The organism is Lysobacter sp. Root916 (assembly GCF_001429785.1).
Classification (GTDB): domain Bacteria; phylum Pseudomonadota; class Gammaproteobacteria; order Xanthomonadales; family Xanthomonadaceae; genus Lysobacter.
Genome location: NZ_LMJF01000015.1, coordinates 297678 through 318542, shown reverse-complemented (window position 1 = coordinate 318542; position 20865 = coordinate 297678). Strand labels below are relative to the sequence as shown.

Sequence of the window (20865 nt, the reverse complement as noted above, 5' to 3'; positions counted from 1 at the left end):
CGGGCGCCGCAGCGGTACGCTGCAGCGCAGCAAATCTGCAAACGTTTTCAGCGTTCGCTAACTGAACGCAAACCCAACATATCCGGCAAGACCGCCTCCGCCGCGAACCGTTTGCCGTAACCCCTAACTCTTGGTACATGTCCGTAGCGCCCCGCTACGGTCTGGTAGCAAGGATTCGGAGGGATACGAAGGGCATGAGCGTTTCGATGGTCCATGGCGATTTGGCAGCGGCCCGTTCGGGCGACCGCGACGCGCTCGAGCGCGTGCTGGTGCGTTCGCGCCAGGACCTGCGTCGCTACGCCGAATTCCACTGCGTCATCAACGACGTCGAGGACGCCGTCCAGGAAACCCTGATCACGGTCTCGCGCAAGCTGCGCGACCTGCGCTCGCTGGAGTGCTTCGTCTCCTGGACCTTCCGCATCGTCAAGCGCGAATGCAACCGGCTCAAGCGCGGCATGCGCCTGCTGACCGGCGACGCGATCACCGAGAACATAATGCCGGTGGTGTTGCCCGACCCCTGCGAGTGGCGCCACGACGTCGCCGCCGCGCTGGAGTCGCTGCCCGCTCACTACCGCCAGGTCGTGCTGCTGCGCGATCTGGAAGGCCTGAGCATCGCCGAAATGGCCGCGCGCCTGTCGCTCACCCGCGAAGCGGTCAAGGCGCGCCTGCACCGCGCGCGTGCGCTGGCGCGAGAATATCTGGATCCATGAACAGTTTTCACACGCGGAACCGGGCACACTGCGCCGGCTTCCGCCCCGAGTTTTTAACCGGCGGGCCTGCCCCGTCATCATCGCCAACGTAATGGAGAGCAAGCGCATGTCCAAGCAGATCAAGAAACCCGTCGCCCTCGCGCTAGGTGCCGCCCTGGTCGGCGGCCTCAGCCTGTCCGCGTCCGCCTTCGCCATGAGCGACCTCTCGCAGGGTTACCTGCTCGGCGCCCAGCAGGCGCAGACGGCCGAGAAGGCCGCCGATGCCAAGGCCACCGACGCCAAGGCCGCGGAAGGCAAGTGCGGCGCCGATAAGAAGCATGCCGAAGGCAGCTGTGGCGCCGACAAGGACAAGAAGCACGCCGAAGGCAGCTGCGGCGCCGACAAGGACAAGAAGGCCGCCGAAGGCAAGTGCGGTGAAGGCAAGTGCGGCGCCGACAAAGACAAGAAGAAGGCCGCCGAGGGCAAGTGCGGCGAAGGCAAGTGCGGCGCCGACAAGGACAAGAAGAAGGCCGCCGAAGGCAAGTGCGGCGAAGGCAAGTGCGGTGGCTCGGTCTGAGCCACGCAGCATGGACGGCGTGCGTCCGCTGAACGCGGACGCCGTCGGCCTCGGTTTGCGGCGGGCCCTGCTGGGCCCGCTGCGATCGGCCGCGGCCACCGATTTCGATTTCCTCGAGCTCGCGCCCGAGAACTGGATCGGCGTCGGCGGGCGCTACGGCGACGCCCTGGGCGAACTCGCCGCGCGCCACCCGCTGGTCTGCCACGGCCTGTCGCTGTCGCTGGGCGGCACCGAACCCTTGGACGAGACCTTCCTGACCCGGGTCCGGCGCTTTCTGGACCAGCACCAGGTCCGCCTGTACAGCGAACACTTGAGCTACTGCAGCGACGACGGCCATCTCTACGACCTGCTGCCGATCCCGTTCACCGAGGAAGCGGTGCATCACGTGGCCGCGCGCATCCGTCAGACCCAGGACATCGTCGGCCGCCGCATCGCGGTCGAGAACACTTCGACCTACGCCACTCCGCACCAGGAGATGAGCGAAATCGATTTCACCAACGCGGTGCTGGCCGAGGCCGACTGCGAGCTGCTGCTCGACGTCAACAACGTCTACGTCAACTCGATCAACCACCGCTACGACGCGAGCGCGTTCCTGGCCGCGCTGCCGGGCGAACGCATCGCCTATATCCATGTCGCCGGCCACTACGACGAGGCCGACGATCTCAAAATCGACACCCACGGCGCGCCGGTCAAGGACGCGGTGTGGTCGCTGCTGGGCGAGGCCTACCGCCGCTTCGGCGCGCGCCCGACCCTGCTGGAGCGCGATTTCAATTTCCCGCCCTATGCCGAACTCGTGAGCGAGCTCGACACCGTGCGCGCGGTCCTGCGCGAGCACGCGCCCGCCGCCGCGCGCCAGGCCCATGGCTGAGCCGCGCAGTCAGGCGCCCGCGCGGCTGCGCGCGCAGCAGTTCGAACTGACCCGCCACCTGCGCGATCCGCAGGCCAGCCCCGCGCCGGCCGGCATCGAGGAACGCCGCCTGGAGGTCTATCGCGGGCTGCTGTTCAACAACATCGAAGGCCTGCTGGCCGGCAACTTCCCGGTCATCCACGAACTGCTGGGCGAGCAACGCTGGACCGCGCTGGTGCGCGGTTTCTTCCGCGACCACCGCTGCCGTACGCCGCTGTTTCCCGAGCTTGCGCGCGAATTCCTGCGCTACCTCGAGGATCGCGAGGACCTCGCCCCCGCGTTCCTGACCGAGCTGGCGCATTACGAATGGGTCGAGCTGGCCCTGCAGCTGTCCGATGCCGGCCTGGATGCGTCCACGATCGACCCTCAGGCCGATCTGCTCGACGGCGTGCCGGTGCTGTCGCCGCTGGCCTGGCCGCTGGCCTACGCCTGGCCGGTGCATCGCATCGGCCCCGCGTTCCAGCCCGAAGCGCCGCCACCGCAACCGACCCTGCTGCTGTTGCGGCGCGAGGCCGACGGCGAGGTGCGGTTCTCCGAACTCAGTCCGCTGGCCTATCGCCTGGTCGAACGCTTGGGCGAAGCGCCCGAACTCAGCGGCCGCGAGCAGTTGCGCGCGCTCGCCGCCGAGGCCGGCAGCGACGACATCGACGCCTTCGTCGCCCAGGGCCGCACCTTGCTCGAGCAGATGCGCGCCAGCGGCGTGGTCCCCGGCGTGCTCGCGAACCGTTCGGCCTGATCGGCGCCTCTGTAGGGAAAGCGCTGGCGGTACCAGCGCATTGCCTGCCGGAGCACGCCATGCCATTCCTCTCCCGCTGCGCCCATGCGCTGCGCGATCGCCTAGAAGGCCTGGGCGCCTGGACCGCCCCGCTGGGCCTGCGCCTGGTGCTGGCCTGGGAGTTCTACGAATCCGGACGCGAGAAACTGCAGGGGCAGAACTGGTTCGCCGAGGTCATGGCCGCGTTCCCGTTTCCGTTCGACCGTATTCCCGCCGACTTGAGCTGGTCCCTGGCGACCTGGTTCGAACTGCTGGGCGGCATCGCCCTGCTGATCGGCCTGGGCACGCGCTTCTTCGCCGCCGCCCTGTTCGTGCTGACCGTGGTCGCGATCGGGGCTGTGCATTGGCCGCAGGACTGGATGGGCCTGAGCCAGCTCGCCCAGGGCTACGCGATCACCGACCAGGGCGCCGGCAACTACAAACTGCCGCTGCTGTTCCTGGCGATGCTGTGGCCGCTGATCCTGCGCGGCCCGGGTCGCCTCAGCGTCGATGCGCTGATCGAGCGCGCGCTGCCCGTCGCGCCGGCGCAGGCGCGCAACGACGCCCTGGGTTGGGGCGCCGGCCTGCTGCTGTTCGGCACGGTCGCGGCGATGCTGCTGCCCCTGCCGGGCCTGGTGCTGGCCGCGGTCGGCCTCGTCCTGCTGACGGCTAGCCGGCTGCGTCCGCGCACGCGTTAACGCCCCGCCCCGCCTGCCTCTTCCCGCTTGCGAGAGGCGGCGGGGCGCGGGCACCGCAGCAGCCCCGTCACCGCCGTCTGCTAGGCTTTCCGCATGATCGACGCCGGCCTCGCCCCCCAAACCGCCCCCACTCCGCCCCGCCTGTGCAACCGTTTCCGCGGCTTCCTGCCGGTCGTGGTGGACGTGGAAACCGGCGGTTTCGACTGGAACCGCCACGCCCTGCTCGAGATCGCCGTGGTGCCCCTGGAACTGGACGACCAAGGCCTGCTGTACCCCGGCACCACCTTCAGCGCGCACGTGGTGCCGGCGCTGGGGACCGAGATCGACCCCAAGTCGCTGGAGGTCACCGGCATCGACATCGACCACCCGTTCCGCGACGCCAAGCCCGAGCGGGTCGCGCTCGAAAACGTGTTCGCGCCGGTGCGCGAGGCGATCAAGCGCCACGCCTGCCAGCGCGCGATCCTGGTCGGCCACAACGCCCATTTCGACCTCAACTTCCTCAACGCCGCGGTCGCGCGCAGCGGCCACAAGCGCAATCCCTTCCACCCTTTCAGCGTGTTCGACACCGTGACCCTGGGCGGCCTGGCCTACGGTCAGACCGTGCTCGCACGCGCGGTCCAGGCCGCAGGCTTCGAGTGGAACGCCGAGGAAGCGCATTCGGCGGTCTACGACGCCGAACGCACCGCGCAGCTGTTCTGCAAGGTGGTCAATGCGTGGCCGCGCAACTGAGTCGCGCGGCGGCGCGTCCTGAACCGCTCGCGTAGACCCGCAAGCCGCGCCGCATGCCTGCCGCAGCCCAAACCTATCTGTGGACGCCCGGCCAGGGCCCCGACACCGAAGCGCTAAAGCGCTTGCGCGAACGCCGGCCGCCGCCGAAAGAGCCGATGGGCGAGGCCTGGTTCATGGGTAGCGAGCGGGAGATGTACGCCGGTCTGATGCAATCCGATCCGCAGGACTGGCCCAGTCGCGAATTGCGGGACGCACTAGAGGCGCTGACGACCGGGCCGAAGGCTTTCGGCCACATCGACGAATGGAGCGAGTGGTTCGAGTTCCTGCTGCCGCGCGTACTCGAGCGCACCGAAGATCGCGATGTCTACGAGCTGCTGGTCAGCGCGGTGTTCGTGCATTGCCTGGACCCGGCCCTGCCCGAGTTCCCGCCTCGCTTCCGCATGGACCTGCTCGACACCTTGGGTCGCAGGTTGATGGCGCCGTCGTGCTGGAGCGATGGTCACGCAGGCGGCAGCGACGGGCTGTTGCAGCCGCTGTCCAACACCTATTACGGGCTCGAAGCCCATGGTGCCTTCTCGGCGGCCTGTTGCTTGGTGCTGCGATACCTGGACGCCGAAGCCGTCGACGGCTGGCTCGCATCGGTGCTCGCCATCGACGACACGGCTTGGCGTTGCGTCTTTGTGGTCTGGCTCGCGGGCGCCGGCACCTTGGTGCTCGATGCCGGGCAGCCCGATCGCCTGGAAAACCCGCAGCATCTGGATATCGACTGGAATTGGTCCTTCTTGCACGACGGCAGCGATCCCTCTCGCAAACTTGAGCCTGATGCGCCGCAGTTCGCCTTCTTTCCCGAACCGCAGGCCCAAGCCCTGCGGGCGGCGCTCAAGCGACACCTGGACCTCGCCACGATGGTGCGCTGGGGCGAGCAACTGACCGCCCTGCCCCTGGCCGACGTTGATCGCACCACCACCCTGTGGCAATACGACGCCGCCGTACTGCATGTGGTCGAGCGCTACGGTCTGAACTGAGCCTAGCGATCACAAGCGCTCGTCGGTCCGCGCGAGATCGGTGCCAGCGCGGCACCAATCTCGCGAACCGCAGACTAGGCCTGGGCCCCTGACGGCACCCCGCGCGTCGCCTTCGCCTTCATGGTGGTCGAGGACCGCATCGTCGCGATCCAGATCATCGCCGACCCGGCGCGGATGGCCGCAGCGAACGTCGCGCGGCTCGATTGATGCTTCGAACATGGACGCGGCGGCGGCTTGTTCGAAGCCGCCGCCGCACGTGCCGCGGTCACTGTATGGGATCGCAGCGCCGGTTGTTCGGAATGCAGCCCTTGCCGGGACAGGGCCTTGTGCAACGTGCGCAGCTCGCGCAGGCGGACAAGGCGCCGCCGCTACGAATCTCAGGGAGTGGCGAGCTTCAAGCCGACCAGGCCGGCCACGATCAGCAGCACGCTGATCACGCGCAGCGCGTTCACGGGCTCGTGGAACAGCACGATGCCGAGGATGACGGTGCCGACCGCGCCCACGCCCACCCAGATCGCATAGGCGGTGCCGACCGGCAGCGTCTTCATGGCGATGCCGAGCAGGCCCAGGCTGATCGCCATAGCGGCGACCGTGCCCACGGTGGGCCAGAGCTTGCTGAAACCGTCGGTGTATTTGAGGCCGATGGCCCAGCCGACCTCGAACAGGCCGGCGAGTACGAGAATGATCCAAGGCATGACAGGTCTCCTTCGCGATGGGGCCGTCCCCGGGCGACTGGAGAGGCGGGGTCGTCCCCGCTTCCTGCTTGCCCGTGGATTATTTCACGGGCGCCAGGCGCTGGCGCACCGCTTCGAACAGGGTCACGCCCGTGGCTACGGATACGTTCAGGCTCTCGACGGAGACGCCGTCGGCGCCGCCCGGCATCGGGATCTTGACCAGTTGGTCGCAGTTCTCGCGGGTCAGGCGGCGCAGGCCGTCGGATTCGCCGCCCAGCACCAGGCCGACGTTGCCGCGCAGATCGATGTCGTAGAACGAGGCCTCGGCCTCACCGGCCAGGCCGTACAGCCACACGCCCAGCTCCTGCAACTCGCGCAGCGAGCGCGCCAGGTTGGTGACCGGAATGATCGGCACGCTGTCGGCGGCGCCGGCCGAGGTCTTGCGCACGGTGGCGTTGATCTGCACCGCGCGGTCCTTGGGGATCACCACCACGGTCACGCCGGCCGCGGCCGCGCTGCGCAGGCAGGCGCCGAGGTTATGCGGGTCCTGCACGCCGTCCAGCACCAGCACCAGGGCACGGCCCTGCGCGGCTTCGATCAGGCCTTGCAGTTCGTTCTCGCTCCAGGTCTTGGCGGCGGCGTAGCGCGCGACCACGCCCTGGTGGCGCAGGCCGCCGGCGACGCCGTCCACGGCCTGGCTGGCGACCTTGCGCACGTCGATGCCGACGCGGCGCGCATTGCTTTCGATCTCGGCCAGGCGCGGGTTCTTGGCGCCGGCTTCGATCAGCACCTCGCGCACGTTATCGGCGTCGTGCTCGATCGCCGCCGAGACTGCGTTGATGCCGGCGATCCATTGTTTCTGGCTCATGGGGGTTCCGTAGACGGGAGCAACGCCGGCCGGCACGGGCTGGGCGGCGGGAGGACGAGGGGGGAGATTCTAAGCCAGCGGGGCGCGGGAGGCCCGTTTGCGGCGCTTCCTCCCCCGCCGCGCGAGGTTCCCCCCTTGAAAAAGGGGGCTACGGGGGAATTGCTTTTGCTCTGGCCCCGCGAACAGCAAATCCCCGGCGCCCCGCCTTCAGCACCCGCATCGAGACTGAGCTGGGCGCTCGCCCCCCGTCGACAACGGGGGGGCGAAGGCTACCGCTCAGTACTTCTGCTTGCTGCGCTTGGCCGGCTGGCCGCGCGGCGGCAGCGGCTTGGCGCCGCGGTCCTCGACCAGCTTGAAGTCGATCTTGCGGTCCTCGACGCTGGCCTTCATCACCACGATCGAGACCCGGTCGCCGAGACGGAACTCGCGCGCGGTGCGCTCGCCCTGCAGCGTCTTGCGGATCGGATCGAAGTGGTAATAGTCGTGCGGCAACTGGGTGACGTGGATCAGGCCGTTGACCTTGGATTCGTCGAGCTCGACGAACAGGCCGAAGCTGGTCACGCCGCTGATGGTGCCCTCGAACTCGCCGCCGACGTGCTGCTCCATCCAGGCCGCGCGGTAACGCTCGTCGACCTCGCGCTCGGCTTCGTCGGCACGGCGCTCGCGCTCGGAGCACTGCAGCGCCAGCGCCGCCATCTCGCGCGGCGAGTATAGGAACTGGTCCGGACGCGCGCCGGTCAGCGCGTACTTGATCGCGCGGTGCACCAGCAGATCGGGATAGCGGCGAATCGGCGAGGTGAAATGCGCGTACGCCTCCAGGGCCAGGCCGAAGTGGCCCAGGTTGCCGGGCGCGTACACCGCCAGACTCTGGCTGCGCAGCAGCACCGACTCGATCAGGGCCGCGTCGGGACGCTCGCGCACCTTCTTCAGCAGCTCGGTGAAGTCGCGCGGCTGCACCTGCGGCCACGGCGGCATGCGCAGCTTGAACTCCTTGAGGAACTCCTGCAGATCGGCATACTTCTGCTCCGGCGGGCGCTCGTGGTTACGGTACGGCGCCGGCACCTGCGCGCCGATCAGGTACTTCGCGGCCTCGACATTGGCCGCGATCATGCATTCCTCGATCAGCTTGTGCGCGTCGTTGCGCTGGAGCATGCCGGCCTGCACGACTTCGCCGCGCTGGTCCAGCACGAAACGCACTTCGCTGGATTCGAACTCGATCGCGCCGCGGCGCTGGCGCGCCTTGGACAGGACCTGGTAGAGCTGGTGCAGGCGCTGGATGTTCGGCAGCAGCGACCCGATCTGGCCCAGCGCCTCCTCGCGCGCTTCCGGCTCGACGCCCTCGCCCACCGCGTTCCAGACCTGGGTGTAGGTCAGGCGCGCGTGCGAGTTCATCACCGCTTCGTAGAACTTCGAATGCGCGACCAGGCCTTCGCGGTCGATCTGCATGTCGCAGACGAAGCACAGGCGATCGACCTTGGGCTTGAGCGAGCAGATGCCGTTGGACAGCGTCTCCGGCAGCATCGGCACCACGAAACCCGGGAAGTAGACCGAGGTCGCGCGGCGGATCGCTTCTTCGTCCAGCGGCGTGCCCGGACTTACGTAATGCGAGACGTCGGCGATCGCGACCACCAGACGGAAGCCGTCGCGGTTGGGCTCGCAATAGACCGCGTCGTCGAAGTCCTTGGCGTCCTCGCCGTCGATGGTGACCAACGGCGTCGCGCGCAGATCGACGCGCTGCGCGGCCACCGCCGGCGGCACGGTCAAGGGCACCGCGGCGGCCTCGTCCAGCACCGGCTGCGGGAACTCGTGCGGCAGCTCGTGGCCGTGGATCGCGGCCTGCACCGCCAGCGACGCAGTCAGGCGTTCGCCCAGCACCGTCAGTACGCGGCCGATCGGCGGGCGCTTGGCGTCCGGCGCCTGCACCAGCTCGCAGACCACCAACTGGCCGTTCTGCGCCTCCAGGCGCGAGTCCGGCGGAATCTGCACGTTGCGCTGGATGCGGCGGTCGTCGGGCACCACATAGCTGATGCCGGATTCGACCGTGTAGCGACCGATCAGGCGGTTGAGGCGGCGCTCCAGCACTTCCACGATCGCGCCTTCGCGGCGGCCGCGGCGGTCGACGCCGGTGACGCTGGCGAGCACGCGGTCGCCGTGCATGGCCTTGCGCATCTCGAACGGCGGCAGGAACAGATCGTCGCCGCCGCCGGCTTCCGGACGCAGGAAACCGAAGCCGTCGGGATTGGCGATCACCACGCCCGGGATCAGGTCCATGCGCGCGGCGGGCGCGAATTCGCCTTTGCGGTTCTGCAGCAGTTGGCCTTCGCGCAGCATCGCAGCCAGGCGCTTGCCGAGCGCGTCGAAACGGTCCGGCGCGCTCAGGCCCAGGGTCTCGGCCAGCGCCTCGGCGCGCATCGGGCCGTCGGCGCCCGCCAACAGCTGCAGGATGGCTTCGCGGCTGGCGATGGGCTGCTCGTAACGGCTGGCTTCGCGTTCGGCGTAGGGATCGTTGTAGGCCGGCGCGGCGCCGCGCGCGCGCGGCGCGGAGGCCGGGGCCGCATCGCCCTTGCCGCGCTTGCCGCCCTTGCCGGGTGGGCCGTGTTGCAGGGTGTCGGGCAGCCAGGGCGGTCGCGGTGCGGCGCTCTTCTTGCCGCCCCCGGGCTTACCTGCGCCGGGCTTGCCTTTCGCCGGCTTGCTGCCGGCCTTCGCGCTGTTCGCGCGGGTGGGTGTGCCGGGCTTGCCCCCGGCCGGGGTCTTCTTACTCATCGCGGCATGGTCGCACATCGCCATGAAAGCGGCGTCGTCGGGCGCGTCCGACGACGTCGCGCCTCAGGGCGGGATCAACCCATGCGATGCCCGCCGCGCGAGGGCGCGTCCTGGCCGCCCTGGCCCTGGGTCTGTTGCTGGCTCTGCTGTTGGCTTTGCTGCGCGCCGATCTGCGCCAGCTGCTCATAGCTTTGGCTGGCGGGCACGCGCGCGGCCTGGCCGGCCTCGACGTGGCTGTAGAAGTGCGGACCGCGCTCGCCCGACGGCGAATGCATGGCGAACACATGCACCTCACCGGTCGCGGTGGGGTGGCCGATCGCGACCCGTTCCAGCGCCAGACCTGGAGAGTCGAGGCGATGCCGGCACAGCAGCTGCGCGGAGATGTTGTCGCACTGCTCCGGGGTCCAGCGCCCGTCGGCCGCAAGCACGCCGTTTATCCGGCCGAGCGCGGCCTGTTCGACGTGCCCGACGCCCGGCGCGCCGTCGCCGTCCAGGGACAGGTCCGCGCGCCGCTGGCCGGGGCGCAGCGCGGGCATCCGCGGATCGACGGTCAACAGGCACTTGGGCCCGCCGCCCCGGTCCATGTTGAGATCGATCACGCCGTTACCGCGATTGACGCGCTGCAAATCGTCGCGATCGATCGCGCTCCAACCGCCGTTCAAGTAGGCGTGCCCGTTGCCGCGGGTATCCCAGGTCACGAAATTGTTGCCGGACGCGTACACGCCGTTGCTGACGAAACGCCCGGGCTGCTCGCGACTCAACTGGGCCTGCTGATAAGAGCCGCCGCGATCCAAGGCATCGATGAAAGGCAGCGCCTGCTGGTAGTTGGCGAACAGGCGCCGCACCGTACCGTACTCGCCGGGCAGATTCGGGTGCTGAGGATCCCGGTCCAGCCGGTTGGGGCGGACCAACGGATTGTCCAGCACGTTGTCCCAAGCCGCGTGCAGGGGATTGCCGGGGTGCGAATTGCGCAGCGCGTTGACCACGCGTGCGCCTTGCAAGGCCTTGTCGCGCCCCTCCTCCAGATAATCGGTGCGCGAGGAACTGATGGCGCCGATCGCGTTGCTGACCTGGTCGACACCGCGATAACCGCCGCGCGCGATCGTGTTGAGGATCGGGCCGGCCTCGTTTTCGTTCTGGTTGTAGACCTTGGCGACCATGGCGACCAGACGGACCTGATCGTCCTCCGAGGCGTTGCGGTAGAGCTGGCTGCGTCGCAGCGGCTCGATCGCGTTGTCCATGAGCTTCTCGACCTGGGCCACGTCGCGGTTGTGGCCCCAGGTCACGCCGGCGTCGGAGGCCAGAAAGCCGTTCAGGCGCCTGCGCACGTCGGGGTCGAGATCGGTACCGCCCTGCCGATTGATCTCATGCCCTTGCCGGCCCAGATCGGAGATCGCCTCCGCGGCTTCTGCCGGGGTCAGGACCGCCGCCTGCCGACTCTGGCGCGCCCAGGCCTGGTAGGCGTTGACCAGGTCCGCAGGCACGTTCTCGCCGCCGCGAACGTTGGGTTGATAGTGCTGGCCCAGATCGATCTGCACGGTACCGAAGGTGTAGCCGCTGTTGGCGGCCACCTCGATCCGGGGAGTGCGCGGGTTATCGCCCGCCACCGCGAGCCGGAAGGGGTTCTCGCCGCTCTCGGAGGTCACGCCGACCGCGAAATAGATGGTGGCGCGGATCTCGTTATCGGTCAGACCGCGGCGCGCGGCAGGCTGCTGGTGGTTGTCGGTCATGGGCGCCCCTCCTGGGCTCACTCATCGCAGACTTCTTCCGAATCGGTGACCGGCACCTGATCGGCCGGTTGACGATCTAGGGTGAGATATTCGTCGACCATTTCGCCTTCCCGGCGATACCACACCAATCGCTCGCCGCTGCGAACGAAATAAGCGGTGTTGGGCGTATAGGCCGGACAGCGCGCGTAGCCGCCGCGCTGCTCGGTCGTCGTACAAGCATCTACTTCCAGCTTGCCGTCCTTTTGCGCGCCGCGAAAACTGCCGTCCGAGCCCCAGATGTCGGTGCCGTCGCTCCAGGTCCCGGTATAGCCATCGCCATCGCGCGTGAGCGTGATGCCGACATAGTGGCCCTTGTAGCAGCGGGTGCTGAAACCCCAGTCGCCGGCGAACGCATCGGCGCCGGCGTCCGTCGCGGCCGCTTTCGTCGTCGGTCGCTTGTGCTGCGCCGAGCAAGCGCCGCCCGACAAGGCCAAGCCGGCCAGGCACAGCATCGTCCAGGCCTTGCGCCGGACGCTTCGATCGAACATTCCGTTCTCCTTGTGGCTGCCGCGCGCCTCGAAGCCGCAGGCAGCCCCGTTCCACTTGCCACAGGATAGCGCCGGTCGCCGCCGGCGGGCAGGCACGGGCGCCAGCATGCGGCGGGCCGAAGCGCTGCGCGCGCGGCGTTCCCCGCCTTGGAGCACTCAGCGGCAGTAACGGCCATGGCAATGATCCGCCGGCAGGTCGAGGAACGTTTCAAGGAAATCCGCAGGTCCGTCGGCGAGACCGTCGCAAGCATCCGCAGGTAATTCCCTGAGCAGATGCAGGGGCCACTGCCTGGCCGCCCGCCGGGTTCTGCAAGCGGGCTCGCGCGGCAGATATTCGAAACCGCCCGCGTCGACGCCGTGGCGATACTGGAAGCGCTGTGGGTGGTGTCCCGTCGTCGGCGAGATCGTCGCCGCGGTGTTGGATGTCGTCGGCGCCGTCTGTCGACGCAGATCAAGCCGCCGTCGCCGGGACCGACTGTGGTGACCGGGCGGCTACCACGAGGCGGCCGCCACGCCAATTGCAGCGGCGAGTCGTTCCTGCGCCTGATCGGCCTGGGCGACCCGGTGGTCGCGTTCGTGGTGCGCTCGATCGAGGGCGGTCCGGCCGGCTGTTCGCCAGGGCCAACTGCGCGGCACCGCGCTGTCGCCGCTGCGGGGCGCCGCGCTGCGCAACTACGACCAAGTGCGCTATCCATGCGCCGGTGCGCACCGGGCCCTGAAAACGAAAAACCCCTGATTTCTCAGGGGTTTTTCTGAATAGTGGTGCCCAGGAGAGGACTCGAACCTCCACGGTTTTACCCGCTAGTACCTGAAACTAGTGCGTCTACCAATTCCGCCACCTGGGCCTATCGCAACGCCGTTGGCGCTGCGAGGAGGCGTATGTTGCGTTGCGGTGAGGCGGCTGTCAACGGTTTTGTCACAACGCCGGCTCAACGCCGAAATCGGCAAGGCCGGCGCTCGCCCGGGACCGGGCACAGGCCCCTTACGCCGCGCCACGCAGGCTACGGCAGCGCGCGTGCGGACCCGGCGAAATCGCGGCCACGGCTCAGTACCGCGACGGGTAGAATCGTGAGGTCACGCCTTAGCGAGTTGATTGCGTTCCATGACTGATTCCGTACGTCCGGTGTTCCACGGCTTCGAACAGATCCCGCTGCGCGAGTACGCCGAGCGCGCTTACCTCGATTATTCGATGTACGTGGTGCTCGACCGCGCCCTGCCCTTCCTCGGCGACGGCCTCAAGCCGGTCCAGCGCCGCATCATCTATTCGATGAGCGAGCTCGGCCTCAACGCCGGCGCCAAGCCCAAGAAGTCCGCGCGCACCGTCGGCGACGTGATCGGTAAGTACCATCCGCACGGCGACAGCGCTTGCTACGAGGCCATGGTCCTCATGGCCCAGCCGTTCTCGTACCGTTACCCGCTGGTCGAGGGCCAGGGCAACTTCGGTTCCAGCGACGATCCCAAGTCGTTCGCGGCGATGCGCTACACCGAGTCCAAGCTGACCCCGATCGCCGAAGTGCTGCTGGGCGAGCTCGGCCACGGCACGGTCGATTGGGTGCCGAACTTCGACGGCACCCTGGAAGAGCCGACCTGGATGCCCGCGCGCCTGCCGCATCTGTTGCTCAACGGCACCACCGGCATCGCGGTCGGCATGGCCACCGACGTGCCGCCGCACAACCTCAACGAAGTCGTCAGCGCCTGCGTGCGCCTGCTCGACGACCCGGACGCGACCACCCGCGACCTGTGCGAGCACGTGCTGGGGCCGGACTATCCGACCACCGCCGAGATCATCACCCCGCGCGCCGACCTGATCGCGATGTACGAAACCGGCCTGGGCAGCGTGCGCGCGCGCGCCACCTGGGTGAAGGAAGCGCAGAACTTCGTGATCACCGCGCTGCCCTACCAGGCTTCGCCGGGCAAGATCATCGAACAGATCGCCCAGCAGATGCGCGCCAAGAAGCTGCCCTGGCTGGAAGACCTGCGTGACGAATCCGACCACGCCAATCCGACCCGGATCGTGCTGGTGCCGCGCTCCAACCGCGTCGATGCCGAGCAGCTGATGGGCCACCTGTTCGCGACCACCGACCTGGAAAAGAGCTACCGCGTCAACATCAACGTGATCGGCCTGGACGGCCGTCCGCAGGTCAAGGGCCTGAAGACGCTGCTCAGCGAGTGGCTGGTGTTCCGCACCGACACCGTGACCCGCCGCCTCACCCATCGCCTGGAAAAGGTCGAGCGCCGCCTGCACCTGTTGGAAGGTTTGCTGATCGCGTTCCTCAACCTGGACGAAGTGATCCGCATCATCCGCAGCGAGGACGAACCGCGTCCGGTGCTGATGGAGCGCTTCGGGCTCAGTGAGGACCAGACCGACTACATCCTGGAAACCAAGCTGCGCCAGCTCGCGCGCCTGGAGGAAATGAAGATCCGCGGCGAACAGACCGAGCTGGCCAAGGAACGCGAGCAGCTGATCGCCACCCTGGGCAGCAAGGCCAAGCTCAAGAAGCTGGTGAAGGACGAGCTGCTGGCCGACGCCAAGAAGTTCGGCGATGCGCGCCGCTCGCCGCTGGTCTCGCGCGACGCCGCGCAGGCCTTGTCGGAAACCGAGCTGGTGGCCAGCGAGCCGATGACCGTGGTGCTCAGCGAGAAGGGCTGGGTGCGCGCGGCCAAGGGCCACGACATCGACGCGGCCACCCTGAGCTATCGCGACGGCGACGGCCTGCTGGGTTCGGCCAAAAGCCGCAGCACGCAACAGGTCGCGTTCCTGGATTCGACCGGACGCGCCTACTCGACCGTGGTCCATGGCCTGCCCTCGGCGCGCGGCAACGGCGAGCCGCTGACCGGGCGCTTCTCGCCCGCGGCCGGCGCTTCGTTCCAGGCCCTGGCCAGCGGCGACAACGACAGCCGTTTCGTGCTCGCGTCCAGCCATGGCTACGGCTTCGTGACCCGTTTCGAAAACCTCACCGGCCGCAACAAGGCCGGCAAGGCCATGCTGTCGCTGACCCCGAACGCCAAGGTGCTGCAGCCGGCCGCGGTCGGCACGGTCGAGGCCGACCGGGTGGTCGCGGTGACCAACGTCGGCCACCTGCTCGCGTTCCCGGTCTCGGAGCTGCCTGAGCTGGACAAGGGCAAAGGCAACAAGATCATCGACATCCCCAAGGCCAAGCTCGGCACCGAGCGCGTGGTCGCGGTGGCGGTGGTCGCGCCGGGCACGACGCTCAGCGTGCGCTCGGGCACGCGCACCATGAGCCTGTCGTGGAAGGACCTGGATGCCTACGTCGGTGCGCGCGCGACTCGCGGCGGCCTGCTGCCGCGCGGATGGCAGAAGGTCGAAGGCCTGTCGGTCGAGTGAGCGAAGCGGAATGAACGCGGAATTCTGGCAACAGCGCTGGCGCGAGCGACAGATCGGTTTCCACCAGGACCGTCCGTCGCCGCTGCTGCTCAAGCATTGGCCGTCGCTGGGGCTGGCGCCGGACAGCCGGGTGTTCGTGCCGCTGGCCGGCAAAACCCTGGACATGGCCTGGTTCGCGTCGCAGGGCCATCGCGTGCTCGGCGTCGAGCTGTCTCGGATCGCGGTCGAAGAGTTCTTCGCCGAGCACGGCCTGACGCCCGAGGTGGAGATGTCGCGCTACGGCCGCCACTACCGCGCCGGCGCGATCGAACTGATCTGCGGCGACGCCTTCGCGCTGGACGCCGCACTGCTGTCCGATTGCGCGGCGGTGTTCGACCGCGCCGCCTTGATCGCCCTGCCGACGCCGCTGCGGGAGCGCTACGCGGGCGAGCTCTACCCTCACCTGCCCTCGGGCTGCCGCGGCCTGTTGATCACGCTGGAGTATCCGCAGCACGAGAAGCAGGGCCCGCCGTTCTCGGTCGTAGAGCAGGAGGTCTACCGCCTGTATGCGCCGGACTGGCGGCTACGCACGCTGGAACGCCGCGACATCCTCGCCCAGCAACCGGCCTTCATCGCCGACGGCGTGACCGCGTTGGACACGGTGGTTTACGCGCTAGAGCGCAACTGAGGCCCGAGGCCGCCTCGCCGTGGGCGGCCGGCGGCGCCCGCGCCCCTCGCTTGGCCTGACGCAACTCTCGATTGGCCCGATGCCGCGCCGCGCGCGCGATGCGACGAAGCGCCGGAATCGTGGCATGAACGACGGCCACGACGACGCCTGAAGATCCGACACTAGGCACGACGGCCATGCGGCCGTCTTTGCCGCCGGCGACGGCCACCGACGCGCATGCGAAGGTCCCGCCGCAGCGCTCCTTCGGACGCTTCGGTCAGGAACGGCCGCTGCCGGCATTACCCACCTAAGAACGCAAGGATCTGCGTCCATGAAGCATTCCCACTCTCGCCTCGCCCTGATCGCCGCGGCCCTGTTGCTGCCCCTGACCGCCGCGGCGACGCCGCCGCCGGACGCCACCGCGCGAATCCCGATCTGCAACGGCGGCTACTTCGCCGAAATGTCGCTGGACTTCGGCAACACCGGCACCACCGCTACCGTGGCCGCCAAGGCCAAGGTGGTCAGCTCACCGGTCGGTCCCTTTCCGCCCGCGCCGCCGTATTACGCGGTCTACGCCGCGGCTTCGCACCGTCCGGACGCGGGCTCGGCCTGGTCCACCAACGACCAGAACCTGGAAGGCGTCTCGTCCTACCCGACCTCGCCGGCCAGCGCGACCAAGATGGCGTTCCGCTCCGCGACCTGCGAACTGGCCGGCAACGCCGTTGTCAGCGTGCATTGCCCTAGCGGTCAGTGGGAGTACAAGACCCTGGAGCGCACCTGGGTCGGCTGCGGTCTTTAAACGCGTTTGAGCCGTCGCCACGAACGGGCGCCGCCGATGCGGCGCCCGTTTCGTATGCGAGCGCGATGGCTCAGGCCTTCGCGGCTTCGATCAAGCCCTGCGCGATCGCCTCGGCGTTGGAGCGCAGCACGCTGGGATTGACCTGCATCGCGAACTCGCCGGTTTGCGGATGCGGCCGGGGCAACAACAGACCGCGCTGCTTGGCGCGCTCGCGGAAGGCCTGGGGGTCGTCGGACACCGCCAGGAAATAGCGGCTGGTGCCCGCGGGCAGCTTGCGCGATTTGAAGCGACGATCCTGCGCGAGCAAGGCCAACAAGCGATCGGTGAGCTGCCAGGCCTGCGCGTAGTCGGTCTCGTAACGGTCCACGTACTGCGCGGCCACCGCGACCGCCGGCCAGGCCTGCGGCAGGGAGCCGCCGAACATGCGCCGGGTGTGATACAGGCCGTCGATGAAGGCCGAGTCGCCCGCCAGGATGGCCCCCGACATGCCGTTGAAGTGCTTCCACAACGACACGAACACGGTATCGAACAAGGCCGCGTGTTCCTGCAGGCTGCGCCCCGAGTGGTACGGCAGATTGAACAGCCGCGCGCCGTCCAGATGCAGACGAATGCCCTCGCCGCGCGCATAGGCGCTCAGACGCACCAGCTCGTCGTAATCGGCCATCTCGTGATCGCGGCGCCGCACCGGCGACTCGATCGAGACGACGCCGATCTTCATCGGCACGCGCCCGCCGGCGGAACGCCCGACCCAGTCGCGCGCCTCGTCGACGGTGATGGTGCTGCGCCCCGGCGCCAGCGGCACCAGGTTGAGCCCGCTGAGGATCTCGCCGCAGTCGCCGCTGTCGTTGTAGAAATGGCTTTCGGCCTGCACCAGCACGCGCCGGTCGGCGCCGGCCAGCTTGCGCAGCGCGATGTGGTTGGCCAGCGTACCGGTGGGCACGAACATCGCCGCCTGCTTGCCCAGTTTCTTGGCGAAGCGGGCTTCCAGCTCGGCGACGATGCCGCCGTTGGAATAGTTATCGGCCTCGATGCCGGCGCCGGCGCTCATGCGCTCCAGCAGCACCGCGTACTCGCGCGAACTCAGACCCAGGCCGTCGTCGTAGAAATTGACGTGCTTGAACAAGTCCGCGTCGGCGTCGCCGGCGGCGGCCGACGCGGCCGCCGCTTGCGCGAGCACGGGCGAGACCGCCGTCAAACCGCTTACCGCGATGAATCGGCGTCTGTCCATGCGCGCATCCGGAATTGGGGTGTGCGCGATCATACTCCAGCGCATTCGTTGCGCAGTTCGCGTGCGAATAGGCACGCGCCGAAAACCTTGTGCCGCGCGCGCGACAACCCAACGTCGGCGCCGATGGCGTCGCCCGGTTGGAAACTGCTGGACGACCGCAAATCGCGCACGTCGCGTCGCTCTGGAACGCTAGACTCGATCGCGATGCGCGCCACGATGCGCGCGTCGCCACGGCCGGCGACGGCGTCCGGCACAGGAGCGCCGGACAAGAAGATTCGCTGTCGCCGACGCTACCCATACCACGCTAAGGATCAGCCGCATGAATCAGCACCGCACCCGCGTTTCCGCCGCGATTGTCGCCGCATCCCTACTCGCCCTACCCCTGGCCGCCGGCGCCACGCCGCCGCCGGATGCGAGCAGCGATATCCTCGTCTGCAACGGCAAGTATCTGGTGAGCCTGGACCTGGACTTCGCCGAAGGCGGCGTCGATGTCAGCGTCGCCGCCAGCGCCGACCTCAACCCGGCCGACGGCTTCAGCCCGCCGCCGGAACCGCCGCGCTGGTACTCCGCGTACGTAGTGAGCTCGCATCGCGACAGCGCGCACCCGACCTGGGACAGCCACAGCGAAACCGTTAGCGGCAACGGCTCCTATCCCTCGCAGGCGCCGATCGCGAGCTACTGGACCTGGATCGGCGCCGGCTGCGAACTCAAGGGCACCGCCACCGTCAACGTCGGCTGCCCCGGCGGCAGCAGCGAGACCAAGACCCTGACCCGCACCTGGGTCGGCTGCGGCTTCTGACGACCGCATCGCAGCGGTGTCGGCGCCGCTGCGATCCGTAGCGCACGGGCGTGGCAAGCGCCGCGCCCGTTCCGTCGTAGCGCCGGCTCAGGCCAAGGCGGCTTGGTGCACGCCGGCGACCGCGCGCCCCGACGGGTCGGCGGCATTGGCGAAGGCCGCGTCCCAGGCGATCGCAGCCGGCGAGGAACAGGCGATCGACTTGCCGCCCGGCACCGTCTCGGCGCAGGCCGTGCCCGGGAAATGGCGCTCGAAGATCGAGCGGTAGTAATAGGCCTCCTTGGTCTGCGGCGGGTTGATCGGGAAGCGACCCGGCGCCGCGGCCAGGTCGCGGTCGCTGACCTGGGCTTCGGCATGCGCCTTGAGGCCGTCGATCCAGCCGTAGCCGACGCCGTCGCTGAACTGTTCCTTCTGCCGCCACAGGATGGAATCGGGCAGATAGCCTTCGAAGGCCTCGCGCAGCACCGCCTTCTCGATCCGGCCCTTGCCGGCCATCTTGGCCTGCGCGTCGATGCGCATCGCCACCTCCAGGAACTCGACGTCCAGGAACGGCACGCGCGGCTCCACACCCCAGGCCATCATCGATTTGTTCGCGCGCAGGCAGTCGAAGCTGTGCAGGGCGTCGAGCTTGCGCACCAGCTCTTCGTGGAACTCGCGCGCGTTCGGCGCCTTGTGGAAGTAGAGGTAGCCGCCGAAGATCTCGTCGCTGCCCTCGCCGGACAGCACCATCTTCACGCCCATGGCCTTGATCCGCCGCGCCAGCAGGAACATCGGCGTGGACGCGCGGATGGTGGTGACGTCGTAGGTTTCGATGTGCTGGATCACGTCCGGCAGCACGTCCAGGCCTTCCTCGAAGGTATAAGTGAAGCCGTGGTGCACGGTGCCCAGCGCCTGTGCCGCTATCTCGGCCGCGGCCAGATCGGGCGAGCCGGCCAGGCCGATCGCGAAGGAGTGCAGGCGCGGCCACCAGGCCTCGGCCTGGTCGTCCTCTTCGATGCGACGGCGCGCGAACCGCGCCGCGCAAGCCGCCACCAGCGATGAATCCAAGCCGCCCGACAGCAGCACGCCGTAAGGCACGTCGCTCATCATCTGCCGATGCACGGCGCGCTCGAAGGCGGTACGCAATTCTTCCTTGCTGACCTCGACGCCGCGCGTGGCCTCGTAGTCGCGCCACGGCCGCTGGTAGTACTTCACCGGCACCCCGACCTCGCTGTCGTAGTAGTGGCCGGGCGGGAACGCGGCGACGTCGTCGCACAGGCGCGCCAGCACCTTCATTTCCGAGGCCACCCACAGGCGGCCGTCGGCGTCGTGCCCCCAGTACAGCGGGCACACGCCGAAGGGATCGCGCGCGATGACGTAACGCCCGCGCGCCGCGTCCCACAGGGCGAAGGCGAAGATGCCGTTGAGGCGGTTCAGCAGCTCGCCCAGGTCGCCGCCCTCGCGGTAGAGCGCGTTGATGACCTCGCAGTCGGACTTGGTCTGGAACGCGTAGGGCGCGCGCAGCTGTTGCTCGAGTTCGCGGTGGTTGTAGATCTCGCCGTTGACCGCCAGCGCGAGCTCGCCGTCGGCCGAACGCAGCGGCTGCGAACCGCCGGTGGGATCGACGATGGCCAGCCGCTCGTGGACCAGCAGCGCGCGCGGATCGACGCTGACGCCGGACCAGTCGGGCCCACGGTGGCGCTGGCGCGCCGACAGGGACAGGGCCAGCGGCCTGAGCGGTCTCAGGTCGGCGCCGGGGCGGAGGTCGAACAGGCCGAGGATCGAGCACATCGGGGGAATCTCCAGTGAGGTTGAATTGCTTTTCTTTGAATCCCCGGCCATGGATGGCCGGGCTCTTGTTCAAGGACGAACGATCAGTAAACAACCCAGAAACGAAAAAGCCCGCGCTTTTCGGCGCGGGCTTCGTTGACGATTAAGAGCGTATGTTGCGCGCGCTAATCGCCGGCCCGCGGGAGGCTGGCGTTATTGCGATTGTTATTGTTCGCCGCGGCCACGGCCGCGCGGCCGCGGAGGGCGGCGCTGCGGATCAGGACGGTGGCGAAGGGACGGGTCATGGCTCGATCCTGCTTGAGGCCGGGACGGTTTGCAAGCGTCCGGGGCTCCCGCCCG

Annotated in this window: 18 protein-coding genes and 1 tRNA gene; 11 read left to right on the top strand and 8 right to left on the bottom strand. The window is 68.6% G+C overall.

Features of this window, described 5'->3' with window-relative positions; translation table 11 throughout:
• Nucleotides 1-194 precede the first annotated feature (194 nt).
• From ASE35_RS18025 to ASE35_RS17995, 7 genes are all read left to right on the top strand, one after another.
• Nucleotides 195-710 (top strand): RNA polymerase sigma factor, encoded by a 516-nt coding sequence (locus ASE35_RS18025; RefSeq protein ID WP_056176002.1) that lies wholly within the window; start codon nucleotides 195-197, stop codon nucleotides 708-710.
• 106 nt (nucleotides 711-816) lie between these two features.
• Nucleotides 817-1266, top strand: a complete 450-nt coding sequence (locus tag ASE35_RS18020) for a hypothetical protein (protein WP_056176732.1) — start codon at nucleotides 817-819, stop codon at nucleotides 1264-1266.
• A 10-nt stretch (nucleotides 1267-1276) separates the two neighbouring features.
• A complete protein-coding gene (locus tag ASE35_RS18015) occupies nucleotides 1277-2134 on the top strand; it encodes a DUF692 domain-containing protein (RefSeq protein ID WP_057159623.1) in 858 nt (285 codons plus the stop codon).
• Nucleotides 2127-2909: a putative DNA-binding domain-containing protein gene (locus ASE35_RS18010; protein ID WP_057164686.1), complete on the top strand. Its 783-nt coding sequence runs from the start codon at nucleotides 2127-2129 to the stop codon at nucleotides 2907-2909. Before ASE35_RS18015 ends, ASE35_RS18010 begins: the two co-directional genes overlap by 8 nt.
• 59 nt (nucleotides 2910-2968) lie before the next feature.
• Nucleotides 2969-3625, top strand: coding sequence for a DoxX family protein (locus ASE35_RS18005; RefSeq protein ID WP_057164685.1), 657 nt, complete (start codon nucleotides 2969-2971; stop codon nucleotides 3623-3625).
• Between the two features lie 93 nt (nucleotides 3626-3718).
• Nucleotides 3719-4354 carry a ribonuclease T gene (gene rnt / locus ASE35_RS18000; protein WP_056176014.1) on the top strand — a complete coding sequence of 212 codons (636 nt, stop codon included), beginning with the start codon at nucleotides 3719-3721 and terminating at the stop codon, nucleotides 4352-4354.
• Nucleotides 4355-4509: 155 nt separating this feature from the next.
• The gene (locus tag ASE35_RS17995; protein WP_157489551.1) at nucleotides 4510-5379 is read left to right on the top strand and encodes a hypothetical protein; all 870 of its coding nucleotides are present in this window, start codon (nucleotides 4510-4512) and stop codon (nucleotides 5377-5379) included.
• A 377-nt stretch (nucleotides 5380-5756) separates the two neighbouring features.
• Here ASE35_RS17995 and sugE read toward each other — a convergent pair whose 3' ends face one another.
• From sugE to ASE35_RS17965, 6 genes are all read right to left on the bottom strand, one after another.
• Nucleotides 5757-6074, bottom strand: coding sequence for a quaternary ammonium compound efflux SMR transporter SugE (sugE, locus tag ASE35_RS17990; protein ID WP_056176021.1), 318 nt, complete (start codon nucleotides 6072-6074; stop codon nucleotides 5757-5759).
• A gap of 79 nt (nucleotides 6075-6153) precedes the next feature.
• Nucleotides 6154-6921 carry a 23S rRNA (guanosine(2251)-2'-O)-methyltransferase RlmB gene (rlmB, locus tag ASE35_RS17985; protein ID WP_056176024.1) on the bottom strand — a complete coding sequence of 256 codons (768 nt, stop codon included), beginning with the start codon at nucleotides 6919-6921 and terminating at the stop codon, nucleotides 6154-6156.
• 276 nt (nucleotides 6922-7197) lie between these two features.
• Nucleotides 7198-9708, bottom strand: coding sequence for a ribonuclease R (rnr, locus tag ASE35_RS17980; protein ID WP_343123525.1), 2511 nt, complete (start codon nucleotides 9706-9708; stop codon nucleotides 7198-7200).
• A 50-nt stretch (nucleotides 9709-9758) separates the two neighbouring features.
• Nucleotides 9759-11414: a hypothetical protein gene (locus tag ASE35_RS17975; protein WP_057164683.1), complete on the bottom strand. Its 1656-nt coding sequence runs from the start codon at nucleotides 11412-11414 to the stop codon at nucleotides 9759-9761.
• 17 nt (nucleotides 11415-11431) lie between these two features.
• The gene (locus ASE35_RS17970) at nucleotides 11432-12049 is read right to left on the bottom strand and encodes a hypothetical protein (protein WP_157489550.1); all 618 of its coding nucleotides are present in this window, start codon (nucleotides 12047-12049) and stop codon (nucleotides 11432-11434) included.
• 652 nt (nucleotides 12050-12701) lie between these two features.
• Nucleotides 12702-12786, bottom strand: a tRNA-Leu gene (locus ASE35_RS17965).
• Nucleotides 12787-13043: 257 nt separating this feature from the next.
• Between ASE35_RS17965 and parC the strand changes: the two genes are divergently transcribed.
• The 3 genes from parC (at nucleotide 13044) to ASE35_RS17950 (ending at nucleotide 16732) form a co-directional block, all read left to right on the top strand.
• A complete protein-coding gene (gene parC / locus ASE35_RS17960) occupies nucleotides 13044-15287 on the top strand; it encodes a DNA topoisomerase IV subunit A (RefSeq protein ID WP_057159629.1) in 2244 nt (747 codons plus the stop codon).
• A 10-nt stretch (nucleotides 15288-15297) separates the two neighbouring features.
• Nucleotides 15298-15954, top strand: coding sequence for a thiopurine S-methyltransferase (locus ASE35_RS17955; protein WP_057164682.1), 657 nt, complete (start codon nucleotides 15298-15300; stop codon nucleotides 15952-15954).
• A 310-nt stretch (nucleotides 15955-16264) separates the two neighbouring features.
• Nucleotides 16265-16732, top strand: a complete 468-nt coding sequence (locus ASE35_RS17950) for a hypothetical protein (RefSeq protein ID WP_057164681.1) — start codon at nucleotides 16265-16267, stop codon at nucleotides 16730-16732.
• Between the two features lie 70 nt (nucleotides 16733-16802).
• Here the strand turns inward: ASE35_RS17950 and ASE35_RS17945 are convergent, their stop codons facing one another.
• A complete protein-coding gene (locus ASE35_RS17945; protein ID WP_057164680.1) occupies nucleotides 16803-17960 on the bottom strand; it encodes a beta-eliminating lyase-related protein in 1158 nt (385 codons plus the stop codon).
• Between the two features lie 319 nt (nucleotides 17961-18279).
• On the opposite strand from ASE35_RS17945, the gene ASE35_RS17940 reads away from it, so the two are divergent.
• Nucleotides 18280-18759 (top strand): hypothetical protein, encoded by a 480-nt coding sequence (locus ASE35_RS17940; RefSeq protein ID WP_056176051.1) that lies wholly within the window; start codon nucleotides 18280-18282, stop codon nucleotides 18757-18759.
• A gap of 87 nt (nucleotides 18760-18846) precedes the next feature.
• Here ASE35_RS17940 and asnB read toward each other — a convergent pair whose 3' ends face one another.
• Nucleotides 18847-20526, bottom strand: coding sequence for an asparagine synthase B (gene asnB / locus ASE35_RS17935; RefSeq protein ID WP_057164679.1), 1680 nt, complete (start codon nucleotides 20524-20526; stop codon nucleotides 18847-18849).
• Nucleotides 20527-20865 lie beyond the last annotated feature (339 nt).

Excerpts from the sequence above, each read along its gene's own strand:
- ASE35_RS18015 (WP_057159623.1), top strand. The coding sequence starts at position 1,277 with ATGGACGGCGTGCGTCCGCTGAACGCGGACGCCGTCGGCCTCGGTTTG.
- ASE35_RS17995 (WP_157489551.1), top strand. The coding sequence starts at position 4,510 with ATGGGCGAGGCCTGGTTCATGGGTAGCGAGCGGGAGATGTACGCCGGT.
- rnt (WP_056176014.1), top strand. The coding sequence starts at position 3,719 with ATGATCGACGCCGGCCTCGCCCCCCAAACCGCCCCCACTCCGCCCCGC.
- rnr (WP_343123525.1), bottom strand. The coding sequence starts at position 9,708 with ATGGCGATGTGCGACCATGCCGCGATGAGTAAGAAGACCCCGGCCGGG.
- ASE35_RS17950 (WP_057164681.1), top strand. The coding sequence starts at position 16,265 with ATGAAGCATTCCCACTCTCGCCTCGCCCTGATCGCCGCGGCCCTGTTG.
- ASE35_RS18020 (WP_056176732.1), top strand. The coding sequence starts at position 817 with ATGTCCAAGCAGATCAAGAAACCCGTCGCCCTCGCGCTAGGTGCCGCC.
- ASE35_RS17940 (WP_056176051.1), top strand. The coding sequence starts at position 18,280 with ATGAATCAGCACCGCACCCGCGTTTCCGCCGCGATTGTCGCCGCATCC.
- ASE35_RS17955 (WP_057164682.1), top strand. The coding sequence starts at position 15,298 with ATGAACGCGGAATTCTGGCAACAGCGCTGGCGCGAGCGACAGATCGGT.
- rlmB (WP_056176024.1), bottom strand. The coding sequence starts at position 6,921 with ATGAGCCAGAAACAATGGATCGCCGGCATCAACGCAGTCTCGGCGGCG.
- asnB (WP_057164679.1), bottom strand. The coding sequence starts at position 20,526 with ATGTGCTCGATCCTCGGCCTGTTCGACCTCCGCCCCGGCGCCGACCTG.
- ASE35_RS18005 (WP_057164685.1), top strand. The coding sequence starts at position 2,969 with ATGCCATTCCTCTCCCGCTGCGCCCATGCGCTGCGCGATCGCCTAGAA.
- ASE35_RS17975 (WP_057164683.1), bottom strand. The coding sequence starts at position 11,414 with ATGACCGACAACCACCAGCAGCCTGCCGCGCGCCGCGGTCTGACCGAT.
- ASE35_RS17945 (WP_057164680.1), bottom strand. The coding sequence starts at position 17,960 with ATGGACAGACGCCGATTCATCGCGGTAAGCGGTTTGACGGCGGTCTCG.
- ASE35_RS17970 (WP_157489550.1), bottom strand. The coding sequence starts at position 12,049 with ATGCTGGCGCCCGTGCCTGCCCGCCGGCGGCGACCGGCGCTATCCTGT.
- ASE35_RS18025 (WP_056176002.1), top strand. The coding sequence starts at position 195 with ATGAGCGTTTCGATGGTCCATGGCGATTTGGCAGCGGCCCGTTCGGGC.
- ASE35_RS18010 (WP_057164686.1), top strand. The coding sequence starts at position 2,127 with ATGGCTGAGCCGCGCAGTCAGGCGCCCGCGCGGCTGCGCGCGCAGCAG.
- parC (WP_057159629.1), top strand. The coding sequence starts at position 13,044 with ATGACTGATTCCGTACGTCCGGTGTTCCACGGCTTCGAACAGATCCCG.
- sugE (WP_056176021.1), bottom strand. The coding sequence starts at position 6,074 with ATGCCTTGGATCATTCTCGTACTCGCCGGCCTGTTCGAGGTCGGCTGG.